Source organism: Micromonospora peucetia (genome assembly GCF_900091625.1).
Taxonomy (GTDB): Bacteria; Actinomycetota; Actinomycetes; order Mycobacteriales; family Micromonosporaceae; genus Micromonospora; species Micromonospora peucetia.
In genome coordinates, this window is record NZ_FMIC01000002.1 from 1,842,247 (window position 1) to 1,854,862 (window position 12,616).

Genomic DNA, 12,616 nt, shown 5'->3' on the forward strand with positions numbered 1-12,616 from the left:
CCGGCGGGGCCGGATGGGAGCAAGTCCGCTTGAAGTTGCGAGTGTGCAATGATGGCGGGGCCGCCCTCATCGTCTAGCGGCCCAGGACGCCGCCCTTTCAAGGCGGTAGCACGGGTTCGAATCCCGTTGGGGGCACGGTCCGGCTTCGGCCGGAGGCAACAAAAGCTAGGTCCTGTGGAGCAGTTGGAGTGCTCGCCGCCCTGTCAAGGCGGAGGTCGCGGGTTCAAGTCCCGTCAGGACCGCCAGCGCTGACGCCGCGCCTTTGCGCGGCGTTCTGCGTATCGGAGCATGTGACCCTCCCGGCGGAGCACCCGCCGTGCGGGTAACATGAGCCGAGCAACACGGCCAGGTAGCTCAGTTGGTACGAGCGTCCGACTGAAAATCGGAAGGTCGGCGGTTCGACCCCGCCCCTGGCCACATAGCCTTTCGCCGGGCTACTGAAACGCCGACCAGCGGAAACGCCGGTCGGCGTTTCTGCGTTCCGGCCAAGCCTGTCGGCACACACCGGCCAGGTCTGTCTGCACACCGGCCGGGCCTGTCTACACACACCCGGCCGGGCCTGTCTGCACATGCCGGCCGGGCCGCAGGTGACGACTAGCGCCGGACCAGGACGAACCACGCCATCGCAGCCACGACGAGCAGCAGTGCCACCGCGAACAGGGCGTCTCCGACCGGGTGGGGCACGGGAACGAGAAACGGCGTCTGCTGCACCAGCTGGCTCGCGCCCAGCAACGCGACGTTGCCGCCGAGGCGGACGGGCTGGGACCGCTGACTCTCCGTCAGACGCGCGAAGCGGGACCAAACCCCGGGAACCCGCCGCGACACGGCAACCCGGACGCCCAAAACGAGGAGAGAGAGGCTGACAACCACGATCAGCAGGCGAAGGGCCACCCACACCGGTTCCGGCTCGTCCAGGCTCATTCGCCCATGCTTCACCCCGCAGTCAAGCCCTCTCAACGAGCCCGACCCGACCGGCCAGGTCCGCTCGCCGGACCCGACGTCGAGACAGGCCGGCCCGTCAGGAGCCCGCCGATCTTGCACCTTGCGCCCCGGCAAACCCCACAAAAGCCGCTAAGTAGGGGCGGAAAGTGCAAGATCGGCGGCGTGTTGTGGTGGGGGCGACGATCGACGAGCACGGTGCCACGCTGCGGAACGGGCGAGCTGTGAGGACGGACGGCGATGCCGCGGACCGAGGGGGTCGGGATCGCCTTGCGGCGTCAGTGCCGCTGTTGTCGGCGCTGGGCCATCCCGTCCTGGATCGCCCCCCAGACGGTCCGGCCGGCCTGCCGCAGCGTCTCCCCCGCCTGTTCGGCGAGCTGTGCCGCGCTCGGCGCGCCGCCACCTCCACCGGGGGGGCTCGGGTTGTCGGCCGGGCCCGCCTCGGACGGACCACCCGACGGCTCACGCTGTCCGGCTCCCGTCCCACCGCCCGGTCCGCCGGTGCCACGATCCGCGCCCACCTCTCCGGGCGTCCCCCCACCGCCCCCGGCTCCGCCGACCCTCTCACCGCCCGGTTGCCGCGCGCTCTGTTCCTCGCGACCCGGCCGTTGCCCGCCCTGCTCGCCATCATCCGGACGTTGCCCGCCGCGTTCCTCGCGACCCGACCGTTGCCCGCCGCGCTCCTCACCACCCGGCCGTTCCCCGCCCTGCTCGCCGCCCGACGGCTGCCCACCCTGATCCGGGGCAGCCTGGCCGCGCTCCCGTTCCTCAGGGCCGCCCGGCCCTCGCAGGGGCTGGTCGGCGACCGCACCGATCGCACCCACCTGCTGGCCGAGATCGTCGGTGGCACCGCCCGCCCGCTCCACCGTGCCCGCGAGCTGCTCCGCCGGGCCGCCGGCCCGTTCCACCGGACCGGTGAGCTGCTCACCCAGGTTGGCCACCTGCTGCGTCGCCCGGTTCACGTCGTCCAGCGAGGCCGTCGCCGTACGCGACAACGCCTCGATGACCTGCGGGTTGCGGTCGATGGTGGTCAGCGCCCGGTCGAGGATCTCCACCAGCTTCTCCAGCCGTACCTTGAGCAGCGCCTCGGCGTGTACCCCGGTGATGTCCAGTTCGACGCCCTCCAGGTGCACCCGGACCCCGGCGTCGAGTTGGAGCAGGTTGGCCAGCCGGGTCCGCAGGGAGAGGTCGGCGTCCAGCCCGTTCACGGCGAGCCGGATCGAGTCGACCGACACCTTCGGTATGTCCAGCAGGACGTCCGGCTCGGCCTCGCCACCCCGACCGGCACGCTCCGCCGTCCCACCCCGACCGGAACGCTCCGCCGTCCCACCCCGACCGGCGTGCTCCGCCGTTGCGTCCCGGCGGGCAGGCTCGGCCTCCCCGTCGTACCGGTTCGATCGACCGCCGTCCCGGTCCGGATCCCGCTGTTGCGCGTTCTCGCTCATACTCCCCACTCCGCATTCTCCGGCCGGGCCGACCGGGACCGTCCGGCGCGGGTACCCGCTTTCCGACCGAACATCCCGCCCGGGGGTGGTGGCGGCAGCCGCCGAGGGCGGTGACCCGACCCAGGCGCTCCGCACGACCACGGGTCGGCGTCGCCGGCGAGGGCTCTGCGGTCCGGCGTACGGAAGGAGGATGTGGCGTTTCCTTTCATTCGGCCGGGACGGTGCCCTGATACCGGCCAGTACACAGAGCTGCGCACCCGGGCATCAGCCGGTATCGTCCGGGCCTATGGGACGGGAGATGGCTGATGGGACGGGAGATGGCTGACCCGGCCGGCATCCGGCAGGAGTCCGAACAGTTCGCACTGCGCAGCGCCCTCCTGGTCCCCGCCCCCACGGAGCGGGCGTTCGAGGTGTTCACCGGCGCCCTGGCGCAGTGGTGGGTGGTGGAATACACCTGGTCCGGGCCGGAGCAGCTCGCCGACCTGGGCATGGAGCCGCGCCCCGGCGGCATGCTCTACGAGATCGGCCCACACGGCTTCCGTTGCGACTGGGGCCGGGTGCTGACCTGGGACCCGCCCGAGCGGCTGGTCTTCACCTGGCAGATCGGGGCCGACCGGGCGCCGGTGCCTGATCCGGCGAAGGCGAGCGAGGTGGAGGTGCTCTTCCACCCGGAAGGGCCGGAGCGGACCCGGATGGAGGTCGAGCACCGGCACTTCGACCGGCACGGCGAGGCCGCGGAGGGCTACCGGCAGGCGCTGACCGCCGGCTGGCACGAACTGCTCACCCGCTACGCCGCCAGGGTGGCCGACCGCGACGCCGGCTGATCGCCCCCACCGGGCCCTGGCACGCCGCCCACCGCCCGCCGGCACGACGCCCTCATCGGCCCCGGCACGACGGCCCACCGGCCGCCGGCCACCAGCACGACGGCACACGGCCCGCCGGCACGACAGCCGCCGATGGCCGGCTTGTCAGCCGGCGATGCCGGGACGGGCGCCCGGCGTGGTGGTGACACCCCGGCCGCCGAGCTCGGCGCGGCGGCCGGCCTCGGCACCTCGGCCGAACCCGCCGCCGGCCAGCCGACGCGGCGCGGCGGTACGCAGCCGTGGGTACACCTCGGCGACGCGGTGCCGGACCCGGTCCGAACGGTCGGCCAGGACCAGCGCCATCGAGGGTGCTCCCGCCTCGGCGACCGCCCCGGCCTCCGCCGCACGCAGTCGCACGCCGACCACCTGGGCGAAGCCCGCCAACCAGGAGCGCCGGAAGGCGGCGACATGCGCGCCGGCCGGCACCTCGACGCCGGCCAGCCCGTGCGCGGCCTGCACCAGCAGTGACGTGAAGAGCAGCTCGACCCGTTCCAGGTCGCTGGCGAAGCCGAACAGGTGCATGGCGAAGCCGGCGCCCTCCTGGCGGCGGACGCAGCGGCACCGCAGCGGATCGGCGACCGCGGCCAGCAGGCCGGCCTTGTCCCGGGCGTACGGGGCGACGACGTCGACCACGCGGTCGCCCACCGGGTCCGTGGCCGGGTCCCGGGCGGCAAGCAGCGCCCGGTCCACGCCGTAGCGGGCGATCAACTCCGTCGCCTTGGCGGTGAACGCGGCCGACTCGGCGGGGGTGCAGGCCGGGTCCTCGGCCTGGGCCAGCAGCTTGCGTACCTTGCTGAGCATGGCGTCGGACATGCCACTCAGCCTGTCACGCCCGGCTGGCCTCGCCGGAGCGGTCAGGCGGCCCGGCTACGCAGTGTCGCCACGGTCGAGCCGGCGAGGGTGAGCAGGCACTCCGGCAGCAGCCCGTCGGCCGCCGCCGCCCCGAACAGCGCCTCGCCGGTGTCGTCGTCGGCGTTGGCGTACGCGCTGACGAAGCGCGCCACCCAGCGGGTGTCGTAGCCCGCCTCGTCGATGCCGGGAAAGTCCAGGGCGCAGGTGCCCGGCGGGACCGGATCGCCGACCATCGTCGCGGCGAGGCACCAGGCCACCCCGTACGCGCCGGCCAGGCCGGACCGGTCGACGACCTCGTCGAACGCCACCGTCACCGCGTCGCCGTCCCCGGCCAGCGCCGAACGGAGCACGGCGGTCGCGTCGTCGAACGTCTGCTGTGGTGAGTCCGTCACCCACAGCACGGTAGAGGGGAGGGTCAAGCCACCCGCCGGCGGTGACATTGCGTAGTCAGGGCGGACGACCTGCGGATTGAGCCGCCTCCGTGGTCCCACCGCACGTCTCGGCACGCTAATGTGCGCAGCGGACCTTCGCCGGAGGAAGGACGACCATGTTCAAGTCACGCGCCTCGCGGGCGGCCACCCTGGCTGCCTGCGCGACGTTCCTGCTCGCCACGAGCGCCTGCGGGACCGAGGAGCCAGACGAGGCGACCACCCACCAGGTGCGCCTCTACGGCATCGACGGCAACATGCTGAACTCGTATCCTGCCGAGCTGAAGGACCGCGCCGACCTCGTCGACGGGATGAAGGGCACCACGCCGCTGACGCCCCTGCCGGAGGACTTCAAGAACCGGCTCCGGTCCGTCGATCCGAAGCTGGCGGACTTCTCCTACGCCGCCGAGGCGTACGACGCGGTGCTCATCAGCGCGATCGCCGCCCAACTCGCGGGCACGACGGAGCCGGCCGCCATCGCGAAGCAGATCGTCGGCGTCACCAACGGCGGGCAGCGCTGTGAGACCGCCGTGGAGTGCCTGAGCCTGGCACGGGCGGGTCAGGACGTGGAGTACCGCAGCGTCTCGCTGACCCGGGCCGGTTTCACCGACGCCGGCGAGCCGTCCACCGCCAGCTACGCCACCCTGCACTTCGACGGGCAGCAGCTCAACGACGGCAAGACGGAGTTCGTCGGGGCCGGCGACGAGTCGGCCGCGAGCACCAAGGCCCCGCCGAAGGGAAAGAAGCAGCGGGGTGGCCGCACCGACCGCAGTGACGGATCCCCGCTGGTCATCGGCGGCCTGATGCCGCAGACCGGTGACCTGTCCCTCGCGAACCCGCCGATGGCCGCCGGCGTCGCCCTGGCGATCAGGGAGATCAACGCGGCCGGCGGGGTGCTCGGCGAGCCGGTGGTCTGGATCGACGGGGACGACGGCACGAACCCGGCCATCGCCAAGGCCACCGTGGCCAGCCACGTCGCGCGGAACGTCCACGTCATCATCGGCGCCGGCGCCTCCGGCATCTCCCGCGAGGTGCTTCCCCAGGTTGTGGCGGCCGGGAAGGTGCTGTTCGCCCCGTCGAACACCGACGCCAGCCTGACCGAGCTGGACGACAACGGCCTCTACTTCCGCACCGCCCCGCCGGACAGCCTCCAGGGCCGGGCGCTGGCCGACGTGATCCTCCGCGACGGGCCGCAGAAGATCGCCATCGTGGCCCGCAACGACTCGTACGGCAAGGGCCTCCAGGGCAACGTCCGGGCCGAGCTGGAACGGGCCGGCATCGGCGGCGACCGGCTGAAGCTGCTGACCTACGACCCGCCGGCCGACGCCAAGGCGAGCCCGGTGGACTTCACCGCCGGTGCGAAGGAGATCAAGGACTTCGGTGCGGAGGCTGTGCTGATCATCGGCTTCGCGGAGTCCGCGCAGGTGATCCGGGGCCTCGCCGACGCCGGGGTGCAGATCCGGCACTGAGCCGCCACCCGTCGGACCCGGACGGCCGCACCGGTGACCGGTGCGGCCGTCGCCGTCCAGAACTCAGCGGGGGCGTCGCCGCTCCAGGAACTCCGTCATCCGCCGGTGCTTCTCCTCGTCCTCGAAGAGCACCGCCTGGCTGACCAGGTCGAGGTGTGGGTGCGCGGCTGCCGGCGCGTCGACCGCCAGCTTGGTCAGCCGCAGCGCCAGCGCGGACCCCTTCGCCATCTCGTCGAGCAGCCCGTGCGCCGTGGGCAGCAGCTCGGCGGGCTCGGCCACCACCCGGTTGACCAGGCCGATCCGCAGCGCCTCCTCGGCGTCCACCCGGCGGCCGGTGAAGAGCAGCTCCTTGGCCCGGGCCTCACCGACCAGCGCCGGCAGCCGGTGGGTCGCGCCCGCCCCGGCCAGGATCCCCAACCGGACCTCCGGCTGGCCGAACACCGCCCGCGCCGTGCAGACCCGCAGATCGCAGGCGTACGCCAGTTCGGCGCCCCCGCCCAGCGCGGGCCCGTCCACCGCCGCCACGGTCGGCATCGGCAGTGCCCGGATCCGGGCGAAGGCCGCCGAGTTGATCGCCGCGAGGGCGTCCAGCCGGCCCCGCTCGCGCAGTTGCCCGATGTCCGCCCCACCGGCGAAGATCCCCTCGGTGCCGCCGGTGAGTAGCAGCAGGCGGGGCCGCGCCTCCAGGTCCGCGCAGACCTGGTGCAGCTCGGCGATCAGGTCCGCGTCGATGGCGTTGCGCTTCTCCGGCCGGTCGAGCGTGACCACCAGCCGGTCCGGATGCTCCTCGATCCGCAGCCCACTCATGATCTCTGCCCGCCTTCCCAGCGGTAGAAGCCCTGGCCGGACTTCTTGCCCAGGCGGCCGGCGGCCACCATCTCCTCAAGCAGCGGCGGCGGCGCGAACCGGTCCCCGTACGCGGCCTGGAGGGTGCGCGCGATGTCCAGCCGCACGTCCAGCCCGACCAGGTCGGTCAGTTCCAGCGGGCCGACCGGGTGCCGGTAGCCGAGCACCATCGCCTTGTCGATGTCGGCGGGGCTGGCCACCCCGTCGGCGACCATCCGGATCGCCTCCAGCCCGAGGGTGACCCCGAGCCGGGAGGTGGCGAAGCCCGGCATGTCGCGTACGACGACGGGGTCCTTCCCCAACCGGCCGGCGAGCGTGACCGCCTCGGCGGTGGTCCCCTCGGCGGTGGCCGGGCCGACCACGACCTCCAGCAGCGCCATCGCCCAGACCGGGTTGAAGAAGTGCAGCCCGAGGAAGCGCTCCGGTCGGGCCAGCCCCTCGGCCAGCGTGGCGATCGGGATGCTGGAGGTGTTGCTGCCCAGCAGCGCCGGCCGCAACGTCTCGGCCTCGCGCAGCACCGCCCGCTTCAGGTCCGGTCGCTCCGGTACGGCCTCCACCACCACGGCCGGCTCCTCGGCGACCTCGGCGAGCCCCGCCCGCAGCCTCACCTGCCCCCGGTTCGTCGCGGCCTGGTCGGCGCTCAGCTTGCCGCGGGCCACCGCCCGGTCCCACAGCTCCCCGAGCCGCTCGACGGCCGCCGCGCCCCGCTCCCGGTCCACTTCGACCAGTTCGACGGCGTGCCCGGCCCCGGCCGCCACGTACGCGATGCCGAGCCCCATCGTGCCGGCCCCGACGACGACAAAGCGGTCGCTCATGACGCCTCCCGGTCTCCGGTGGCGGGACGGGGTTGACCCGCGCCTCGCCGCCCGTTCCACTCGCTCATGGGCCGACCCTATGCAGCGGCGTTCTCCCCGGCATGCGTGGGGGCGCGGCGGATCGGGTACCACGGCCCTCAACCGAGGGAAGGACGGGCCAGATGAGCCAGGCACCGGAGACCGTGCACGCCACCGACGCCGCGGAGACCGTGGAGACCCGCGGAGACGAGCGGGTCGACCTGCTGCGCGCCGACACCAACAACGACGGCCGCACCGACGTCTGGGTGGCCGACACCGACGGGGACGGCAAGCCCGACCTGTTCCAGTTCGACACCGACGGGGACGGCAAGGTGGACATCACGATGGTCGACCTCGACGAGGACGGCACCCCGGACGAGGTGGTCGACGGCGACGGCGGGTTGCCGCCCGAGCCGCTCCCCCCGACCGTCCAGGTCTGAGACCTCCGCCGGGTTCCCGCGACTGGCGGGAGCCCGGCGTCGGCGTCCGGGGCTGTGCCGTCCGGCGCGTCGGGCGCGGTCCCACCGCCGGACTGCCGGCCCGGACGTCAGCCGGCGAGGCGCAGGGTGGCCAGATAGTACGGTGCGTCCTGATCGTCCACGTCGGTCAGTCGCCAGCCGCTGCCCCGGACCAGCTCGGCCAGCTCGTCCGGGGAGCAGACCAGGTAGTCGAACCACTCGGTGCCCAGCTCCCGGTAGCGCAGTCGGAGCCGGAGCTGCCCACCGAAGCGTCCCCGGCGCCGGTTGCGCTCGTGGTAGCCCGTCTGCACCGGGTCCCGGGTGCCGTACGGGTCGGTGCCCTGGGCGATGACCTGGGCCCCCGGCCGGGCCAACGCGGCGAGCGCGGCCAGCAGGGCCGGTGCCCCTTCCCGCCCTTCCAGCAGGCCGACGTTGTTGCCGAGCAGCAGGAACGTGTCGTAGCGGTGCCCGTCCGCCACGTGCGCGGCGGCTGTGCCGTGCACCAGCTCGCGTACGCCCCGGCGGCGGCAGACGGCCAGTGCCCCGGCCGAGGTGTCCAGCCCGGTCACGGGCACGTCCCGTTCCTGGAGCAGCAGCGCGATCCGGCCCGCCCCGACCCCGACGTCCAGGGTCGCGCCCCGGACCCGGTCCACGGCCCGGTGGTCGTACGGTTGCCAGTCCGCCGGCCCGTCCAGGTAGTGCGCGGCGGGTGCGCCGTTGATGAGCCCGTCGTCCCGCTCGATGATCTCGATGACCGGTCGCGGCAGCCGCCCGCCGGCCAGCGGGCGGGGACCGATCCCGGTGGCCACGGCGTACGCGTCGCGCAGCATCTCTCCGAACACGTCACCGATCTGTGGCTCCGCCGTCACGGGCTTCACGCTATCCGGCCGGTCAGTAAGCCGCACCGGCCGTATCCTGGCGGGGTGACCACCCTGGACCGCCTCGGCGCGGAGAAGTACATCCTGCTCACGACCTTCCGCAAGGACGGTCGGGCGGTGCCGACCCCGGTCTGGGCGGTGCGCGACGGCGACGCGCTGGCGGTATGGTCGGCGGCGGACGCCGGCAAGGTGAAGCGGATCCGGCGCAGCGGCGACGTCCTGGTGGCGCCGTGTGACGTCCGTGGCCGGCCGCACGGCGAGGCGGTCGCCGCCCACGCGACCCTCTGCGACCCGGCCGGCACCCGGCGGGTACGCGACCTGATCAAGCGGAAGTACCGGCTCATCGGGCGGCTCAGCCTGCTCGGCAGCCGGCTGCGTCGCGGCGAGGGCGGGACGGTCGGCATCCGGGTCGCCCTCGCGGACCGGCCGCCGACCGGCGCCTGATCCGCGCCCGCCAGCGGGTACCCGGACACGACGGAGGGCGGCGGACCATGTCCGTCGCCCTCCGTCACACCTGTCTGACTCCCGGCTGGTCAGTCTCCCTGACGTTGCTGCGGGATCTGCCCCTGCAACAGCGCCCTGACCTCCGACTCCCGGTATCGACGGTGGCCACCCAGCGTGCGGATGGCGCTGAGCTTGCCCGCTTTTGCCCACCGGGTCACCGTCTTCGGGTCGACACGGAACATCGACGCCACCTCGGCCGGTGTAAGTAGCGGCTCTGGTTCGTGCGTTCGCGATGCCATCGGTCACTCCTCCACATGTATAGACATCGGCCGGGGTCCCGCCGGCCGACGCGTCTCCCATGGTCCGGCTAGTCCCCGATGTCCGACATGGGCCGAACGGCCGAACGTCCCTAGACGGACGGATGAACCATGCCCGATTTATGCGTCTTTTACACGGTAGAAAGTACCTTATTCGGACTCATGATCACGGTTCGTGATGCGTCAACTACGAACTCGCCTCGACTTGGGAGCGCTCCCTGGGCGGTTTCGTATCAGTTGCACCGTTCCAGCAACTGCACCGCGCGCCAGCGCGCGACCAGCCTGTCGTACGCCGCCGAGGCCTCCTCGGCCTCGCCCTGGGACAGCCCGGCGAGCCCTTTCGCCACCAGCTCCGGCGAGTCGTCGGCGGCCAGCGTCTCGTCCGACAGCAGCTCGACCAGGCCGCCGTAGTCCAGCTCCACCAACGAACGGGGGTGGAACTCCTCCAGCCAGCGGGCGGCCTCCTCGACCGCCTCCGTGATCGGCGCGTCGCCGATCGACTTGCGCAGCACCGACAGGGCCCGGGACGAGCGGCGTCGCGCCTTGGAGATCTCCGTCCGGTAGCGCAGCGCCCGTCGCCCTGGCCGGGTCACGTGGTGCCGCTCCTCCGCTTCGAAGAGCACGAACCAGCGCAGCGGCACGCCCCAGGTGGCGGTCTGCTCGTGCACCCGCGGCACGCCGTGCTCCAACACCCGTGCCCCGCTGCGCCAGTCCTCCACCGCGGCCTTCGCCTGACCGGCCAGCACCGGCGGGACGAAGGCGTCAGCCAGCACCGGCGGCACCCCGTCGCGCGCGCTCAGCGCCGCCTCGGCCACCCGGATGCGCAGGTTCCACGGGCAGACCAGCAGGTTCTCGTCGGTCTCCAGGACGTACGCCTCGTCCGGCAGGTCGGGCAGCCTGGTCCAGCCGGCGCCGAGCGCCTCCAGCACCGACGACCGCTGCCGGCCCGGGCCCTCCACCGGTGCCACCGCCCGCCCCTGCTCGACGTAGCGCCGCCAGTACGCCTGGCGGTCCCGGTCGAAGGCGGTCAGCGGCTCGTACACGCGCAGGTATGAAGCGAAGAGCGACGGCACGGCGCGATCCTCCCACGAATTGGAACTCGACCGTCGTCGGCGGCGCGATCACGCACGCCGTGGGCGGCCGGGCGACGTCGGCCGATACTAGGCTCAGCAGCACCGGCAGCATCCCGCCGGCGTCCACAGGTCCGCGTCCCACAAGGACGCACCCCACACCAGGAGCGAGTCATGGGTGTATTCGCCAGCAACGACGACCCCGGGTCCAGCGGTCACGAACAGGTCGTGTTCTGCCAGGACAAGCAGACCGGCCTCAAGGCGATCATCGGCATCTACTCCACCGCGCTCGGCCCGGCGCTCGGTGGGACCCGGTTCTACCCGTACGCCAGCGAGTCCGACGCCCTCGCCGACGTGCTCGACCTCTCCCGGGGCATGGCCTACAAGAACGCCCTGGCCGGGCTCGATCTGGGCGGCGGCAAGGCCGTCATCTGGGGTGACCCCGAGCGGATCAAGAGCGAGGCGCTGCTGCGCGCCTTCGGCCGTTTCGTGGAGTCCCTCGCCGGGCGCTACTACACCGCCTGCGACGTCGGCACGTACGTCGCCGACATGGACGTGATCGCCCGCGAGACCTCGTACGTCACCGGCCGCAGCGTCGAGCACGGCGGCGCCGGCGACTCCTCGATCCTGACCGCCTGGGGCGTGTTCCAGGGTATGCGGGCCGCCGCCGAGCATGTCTGGGGCACCCCGACCCTCGCCGGCCGGCGGGTCGGCGTGGCCGGCCTGGGCAAGGTCGGGAAATACCTCGTCGGTCACCTGATCGAGGACGGCGCCGAGGTGGTGGCGACCGACGTCAACCCGAAGGCCCTTCAGTGGGCGCGCGCCACCCACCCGCAGGTCGCGCTGGTCGACGACGCCGCGCTGGTCGCCGCCGACATCGACGTGTACGCCCCGTGCGCCCTGGGCGGCGCGCTCGACGACGACACGGTGCCGGCGCTGCGCGCCAGGGTGGTCGCCGGCGCGGCCAACAACCAGCTCGCCCACTCCGGCATCGAGAAGATCCTCGCCGACCGGGGCATCCTCTACACGCCGGACTACGTGGTGAACGCCGGCGGCGTGATCCAGGTGGCGGACGAGATCGAGGGCTTCAACTTCGAGCGCGCCAAGCTGCGCGCCACCCGGATCTACGACACCACCCGGGAGATCCTGCGGCTGGCGGATGCCGAGGGCGTGCCGCCGGCGGTGGCGGCGGACCGGCTGGCGGAACGGCGGATGGCCGACGTGGGTCGGCTACGCACGATTCACCTGCGTTGACGGCCCCGGGGGCGGAGCGGTCGTTCCGCCCCCGGCCCCGACGAGCCACGCGTCCCGTTAAGCTGGTTTCGTAGTGATTTGCCCGGTGTCACGGGCGCTCCCGGCATCGCCCCTTACCGAGTACAATCAGTCACGGCTGGATGACCGCGACGCGCGGCGCCGGTCGACGGTAACCCGAGGTGCCGAACGGTGGCATCCCCATGTACCGTAAGAGCCACGAGAGATGCCTGACGTCATCGGGGCCCGCCTTCGGGCTGCCCCGCATTCTGTGCGAGGGGGTCGAGCCATGGGGCGCGGCCGTGCTAAGGCCAAGCAGACGAAGGTGGCCCGGGAGTTGAAGTACCACTCCCCGAACACCGACCTCACCGCCTTGCAGCGCGAACTGGCGGGTGCTGGTAAGTCTGAGCACAACTTCGACGACGACTACAAAGAGTATGTCGACGACGATGATGAGGATCACGCGGGCGAAGACCCGGACACCTGGGTACGTCCGACCCGCTGACCTCCGGTAGCAAGCTGA

The 12,616-nt window shown here is 72.7% G+C and carries 15 protein-coding genes and 3 tRNA genes; 9 read left to right on the top strand and 9 right to left on the bottom strand.

What is annotated here, in order from left to right:
- Positions 1-62: 62 nt before the first annotated feature.
- The 3 genes from GA0070608_RS08620 to GA0070608_RS08630 all read left to right on the top strand — a co-directional run bounded on the left by GA0070608_RS08620 (position 63) and on the right by GA0070608_RS08630 (position 417).
- Positions 63-135 (top strand) — tRNA-Glu (locus tag GA0070608_RS08620).
- Positions 136-168: 33 nt separating this feature from the next.
- A tRNA-Asp gene (locus GA0070608_RS08625) sits at positions 169-245 on the top strand.
- A gap of 98 nt (positions 246-343) precedes the next feature.
- Positions 344-417: transfer RNA gene (locus GA0070608_RS08630), tRNA-Phe, on the top strand.
- Positions 418-594: 177 nt separating this feature from the next.
- Here the strand turns inward: GA0070608_RS08630 and GA0070608_RS08635 are convergent.
- Both GA0070608_RS08635 and GA0070608_RS08640 read right to left on the bottom strand, forming a co-directional pair.
- On the bottom strand, positions 595-921 hold the full coding sequence (locus tag GA0070608_RS08635) for a hypothetical protein (RefSeq protein ID WP_091624678.1): 327 nt from the start codon (positions 919-921) through the stop codon (positions 595-597).
- Positions 922-1,217: 296 nt separating this feature from the next.
- Entirely contained in the window at positions 1,218-2,384 is a 1,167-nt protein-coding gene (locus GA0070608_RS08640) for a hypothetical protein (protein WP_091624682.1), read from the bottom strand.
- A gap of 305 nt (positions 2,385-2,689) precedes the next feature.
- Between GA0070608_RS08640 and GA0070608_RS08645 the strand changes: the two genes are divergently transcribed.
- Entirely contained in the window at positions 2,690-3,208 is a 519-nt protein-coding gene (locus GA0070608_RS08645) for an SRPBCC family protein (RefSeq protein ID WP_091624686.1), read from the top strand.
- A 144-nt stretch (positions 3,209-3,352) separates the two neighbouring features.
- Here the strand turns inward: GA0070608_RS08645 and GA0070608_RS08650 are convergent, their stop codons facing one another.
- Both GA0070608_RS08650 and GA0070608_RS08655 read right to left on the bottom strand, forming a co-directional pair.
- Entirely contained in the window at positions 3,353-4,060 is a 708-nt protein-coding gene (locus GA0070608_RS08650) for a DUF2786 domain-containing protein (RefSeq protein WP_091624688.1), read from the bottom strand.
- 41 nt (positions 4,061-4,101) lie between these two features.
- Positions 4,102-4,491 (bottom strand): hypothetical protein, encoded by a 390-nt coding sequence (locus tag GA0070608_RS08655; protein ID WP_091634660.1) that lies wholly within the window; start codon positions 4,489-4,491, stop codon positions 4,102-4,104.
- Between the two features lie 155 nt (positions 4,492-4,646).
- On the opposite strand from GA0070608_RS08655, the gene GA0070608_RS08660 reads away from it, so the two are divergent.
- A complete protein-coding gene (locus GA0070608_RS08660) occupies positions 4,647-5,996 on the top strand; it encodes an ABC transporter substrate-binding protein (protein ID WP_091624691.1) in 1,350 nt (449 codons plus the stop codon).
- 63 nt (positions 5,997-6,059) lie between these two features.
- Here the strand turns inward: GA0070608_RS08660 and GA0070608_RS08665 are convergent, their stop codons facing one another.
- Positions 6,060-6,803, bottom strand: a complete 744-nt coding sequence (locus GA0070608_RS08665; RefSeq protein WP_091624694.1) for an enoyl-CoA hydratase/isomerase family protein — start codon at positions 6,801-6,803, stop codon at positions 6,060-6,062.
- Positions 6,800-7,657: a 3-hydroxyacyl-CoA dehydrogenase family protein gene (locus GA0070608_RS08670; protein WP_091624699.1), complete on the bottom strand. Its 858-nt coding sequence runs from the start codon at positions 7,655-7,657 to the stop codon at positions 6,800-6,802. The genes GA0070608_RS08665 and GA0070608_RS08670 overlap by 4 nt, the downstream gene beginning before the upstream one ends.
- A gap of 161 nt (positions 7,658-7,818) precedes the next feature.
- Here GA0070608_RS08670 and GA0070608_RS08675 point away from each other — a divergent pair, with 161 nt between their 5' ends.
- Positions 7,819-8,115, top strand: coding sequence for a hypothetical protein (locus GA0070608_RS08675; protein ID WP_091624704.1), 297 nt, complete (start codon positions 7,819-7,821; stop codon positions 8,113-8,115).
- 107 nt (positions 8,116-8,222) lie between these two features.
- On the opposite strand, the gene GA0070608_RS08680 is transcribed toward GA0070608_RS08675, so the two are convergent.
- A complete protein-coding gene (locus tag GA0070608_RS08680) occupies positions 8,223-9,002 on the bottom strand; it encodes a class I SAM-dependent methyltransferase (protein ID WP_091634663.1) in 780 nt (259 codons plus the stop codon).
- Between the two features lie 54 nt (positions 9,003-9,056).
- Here GA0070608_RS08680 and GA0070608_RS08685 point away from each other — a divergent pair, with 54 nt between their 5' ends.
- A complete protein-coding gene (locus tag GA0070608_RS08685) occupies positions 9,057-9,455 on the top strand; it encodes a PPOX class F420-dependent oxidoreductase (RefSeq protein ID WP_091624708.1) in 399 nt (132 codons plus the stop codon).
- 89 nt (positions 9,456-9,544) lie between these two features.
- Here GA0070608_RS08685 and GA0070608_RS08690 read toward each other — a convergent pair whose 3' ends face one another.
- A complete protein-coding gene (locus GA0070608_RS08690) occupies positions 9,545-9,754 on the bottom strand; it encodes a BldC family transcriptional regulator (protein ID WP_007073996.1) in 210 nt (69 codons plus the stop codon).
- 251 nt (positions 9,755-10,005) lie between these two features.
- Entirely contained in the window at positions 10,006-10,845 is an 840-nt protein-coding gene (locus GA0070608_RS08695; RefSeq protein WP_091624711.1) for a DUF8083 family protein, read from the bottom strand.
- Between the two features lie 171 nt (positions 10,846-11,016).
- Between GA0070608_RS08695 and GA0070608_RS08700 the strand changes: the two genes are divergently transcribed.
- Both GA0070608_RS08700 and GA0070608_RS08705 read left to right on the top strand, forming a co-directional pair.
- Positions 11,017-12,096 carry a Glu/Leu/Phe/Val family dehydrogenase gene (locus GA0070608_RS08700; RefSeq protein WP_091624715.1) on the top strand — a complete coding sequence of 360 codons (1,080 nt, stop codon included), beginning with the start codon at positions 11,017-11,019 and terminating at the stop codon, positions 12,094-12,096.
- Between the two features lie 286 nt (positions 12,097-12,382).
- Positions 12,383-12,598 carry a DUF3073 domain-containing protein gene (locus GA0070608_RS08705; RefSeq protein WP_091624720.1) on the top strand — a complete coding sequence of 72 codons (216 nt, stop codon included), beginning with the start codon at positions 12,383-12,385 and terminating at the stop codon, positions 12,596-12,598.
- Positions 12,599-12,616 lie beyond the last annotated feature (18 nt).

Bases quoted from the DNA above. Each gene is read 5' to 3' on its own strand.
- GA0070608_RS08645 (WP_091624686.1), top strand. From the start codon at position 2,690: ATGGGACGGGAGATGGCTGACCCGGCCGGCATCCGGCAGGAGTCCGAA.
- GA0070608_RS08660 (WP_091624691.1), top strand. From the start codon at position 4,647: ATGTTCAAGTCACGCGCCTCGCGGGCGGCCACCCTGGCTGCCTGCGCG.
- GA0070608_RS08665 (WP_091624694.1), bottom strand. From the start codon at position 6,803: ATGAGTGGGCTGCGGATCGAGGAGCATCCGGACCGGCTGGTGGTCACG.
- GA0070608_RS08635 (WP_091624678.1), bottom strand. From the start codon at position 921: ATGAGCCTGGACGAGCCGGAACCGGTGTGGGTGGCCCTTCGCCTGCTG.
- GA0070608_RS08640 (WP_091624682.1), bottom strand. From the start codon at position 2,384: ATGAGCGAGAACGCGCAACAGCGGGATCCGGACCGGGACGGCGGTCGA.
- GA0070608_RS08700 (WP_091624715.1), top strand. From the start codon at position 11,017: ATGGGTGTATTCGCCAGCAACGACGACCCCGGGTCCAGCGGTCACGAA.
- GA0070608_RS08690 (WP_007073996.1), bottom strand. From the start codon at position 9,754: ATGGCATCGCGAACGCACGAACCAGAGCCGCTACTTACACCGGCCGAG.
- GA0070608_RS08705 (WP_091624720.1), top strand. From the start codon at position 12,383: ATGGGGCGCGGCCGTGCTAAGGCCAAGCAGACGAAGGTGGCCCGGGAG.
- GA0070608_RS08675 (WP_091624704.1), top strand. From the start codon at position 7,819: ATGAGCCAGGCACCGGAGACCGTGCACGCCACCGACGCCGCGGAGACC.
- GA0070608_RS08650 (WP_091624688.1), bottom strand. From the start codon at position 4,060: ATGTCCGACGCCATGCTCAGCAAGGTACGCAAGCTGCTGGCCCAGGCC.
- GA0070608_RS08670 (WP_091624699.1), bottom strand. From the start codon at position 7,657: ATGAGCGACCGCTTTGTCGTCGTCGGGGCCGGCACGATGGGGCTCGGC.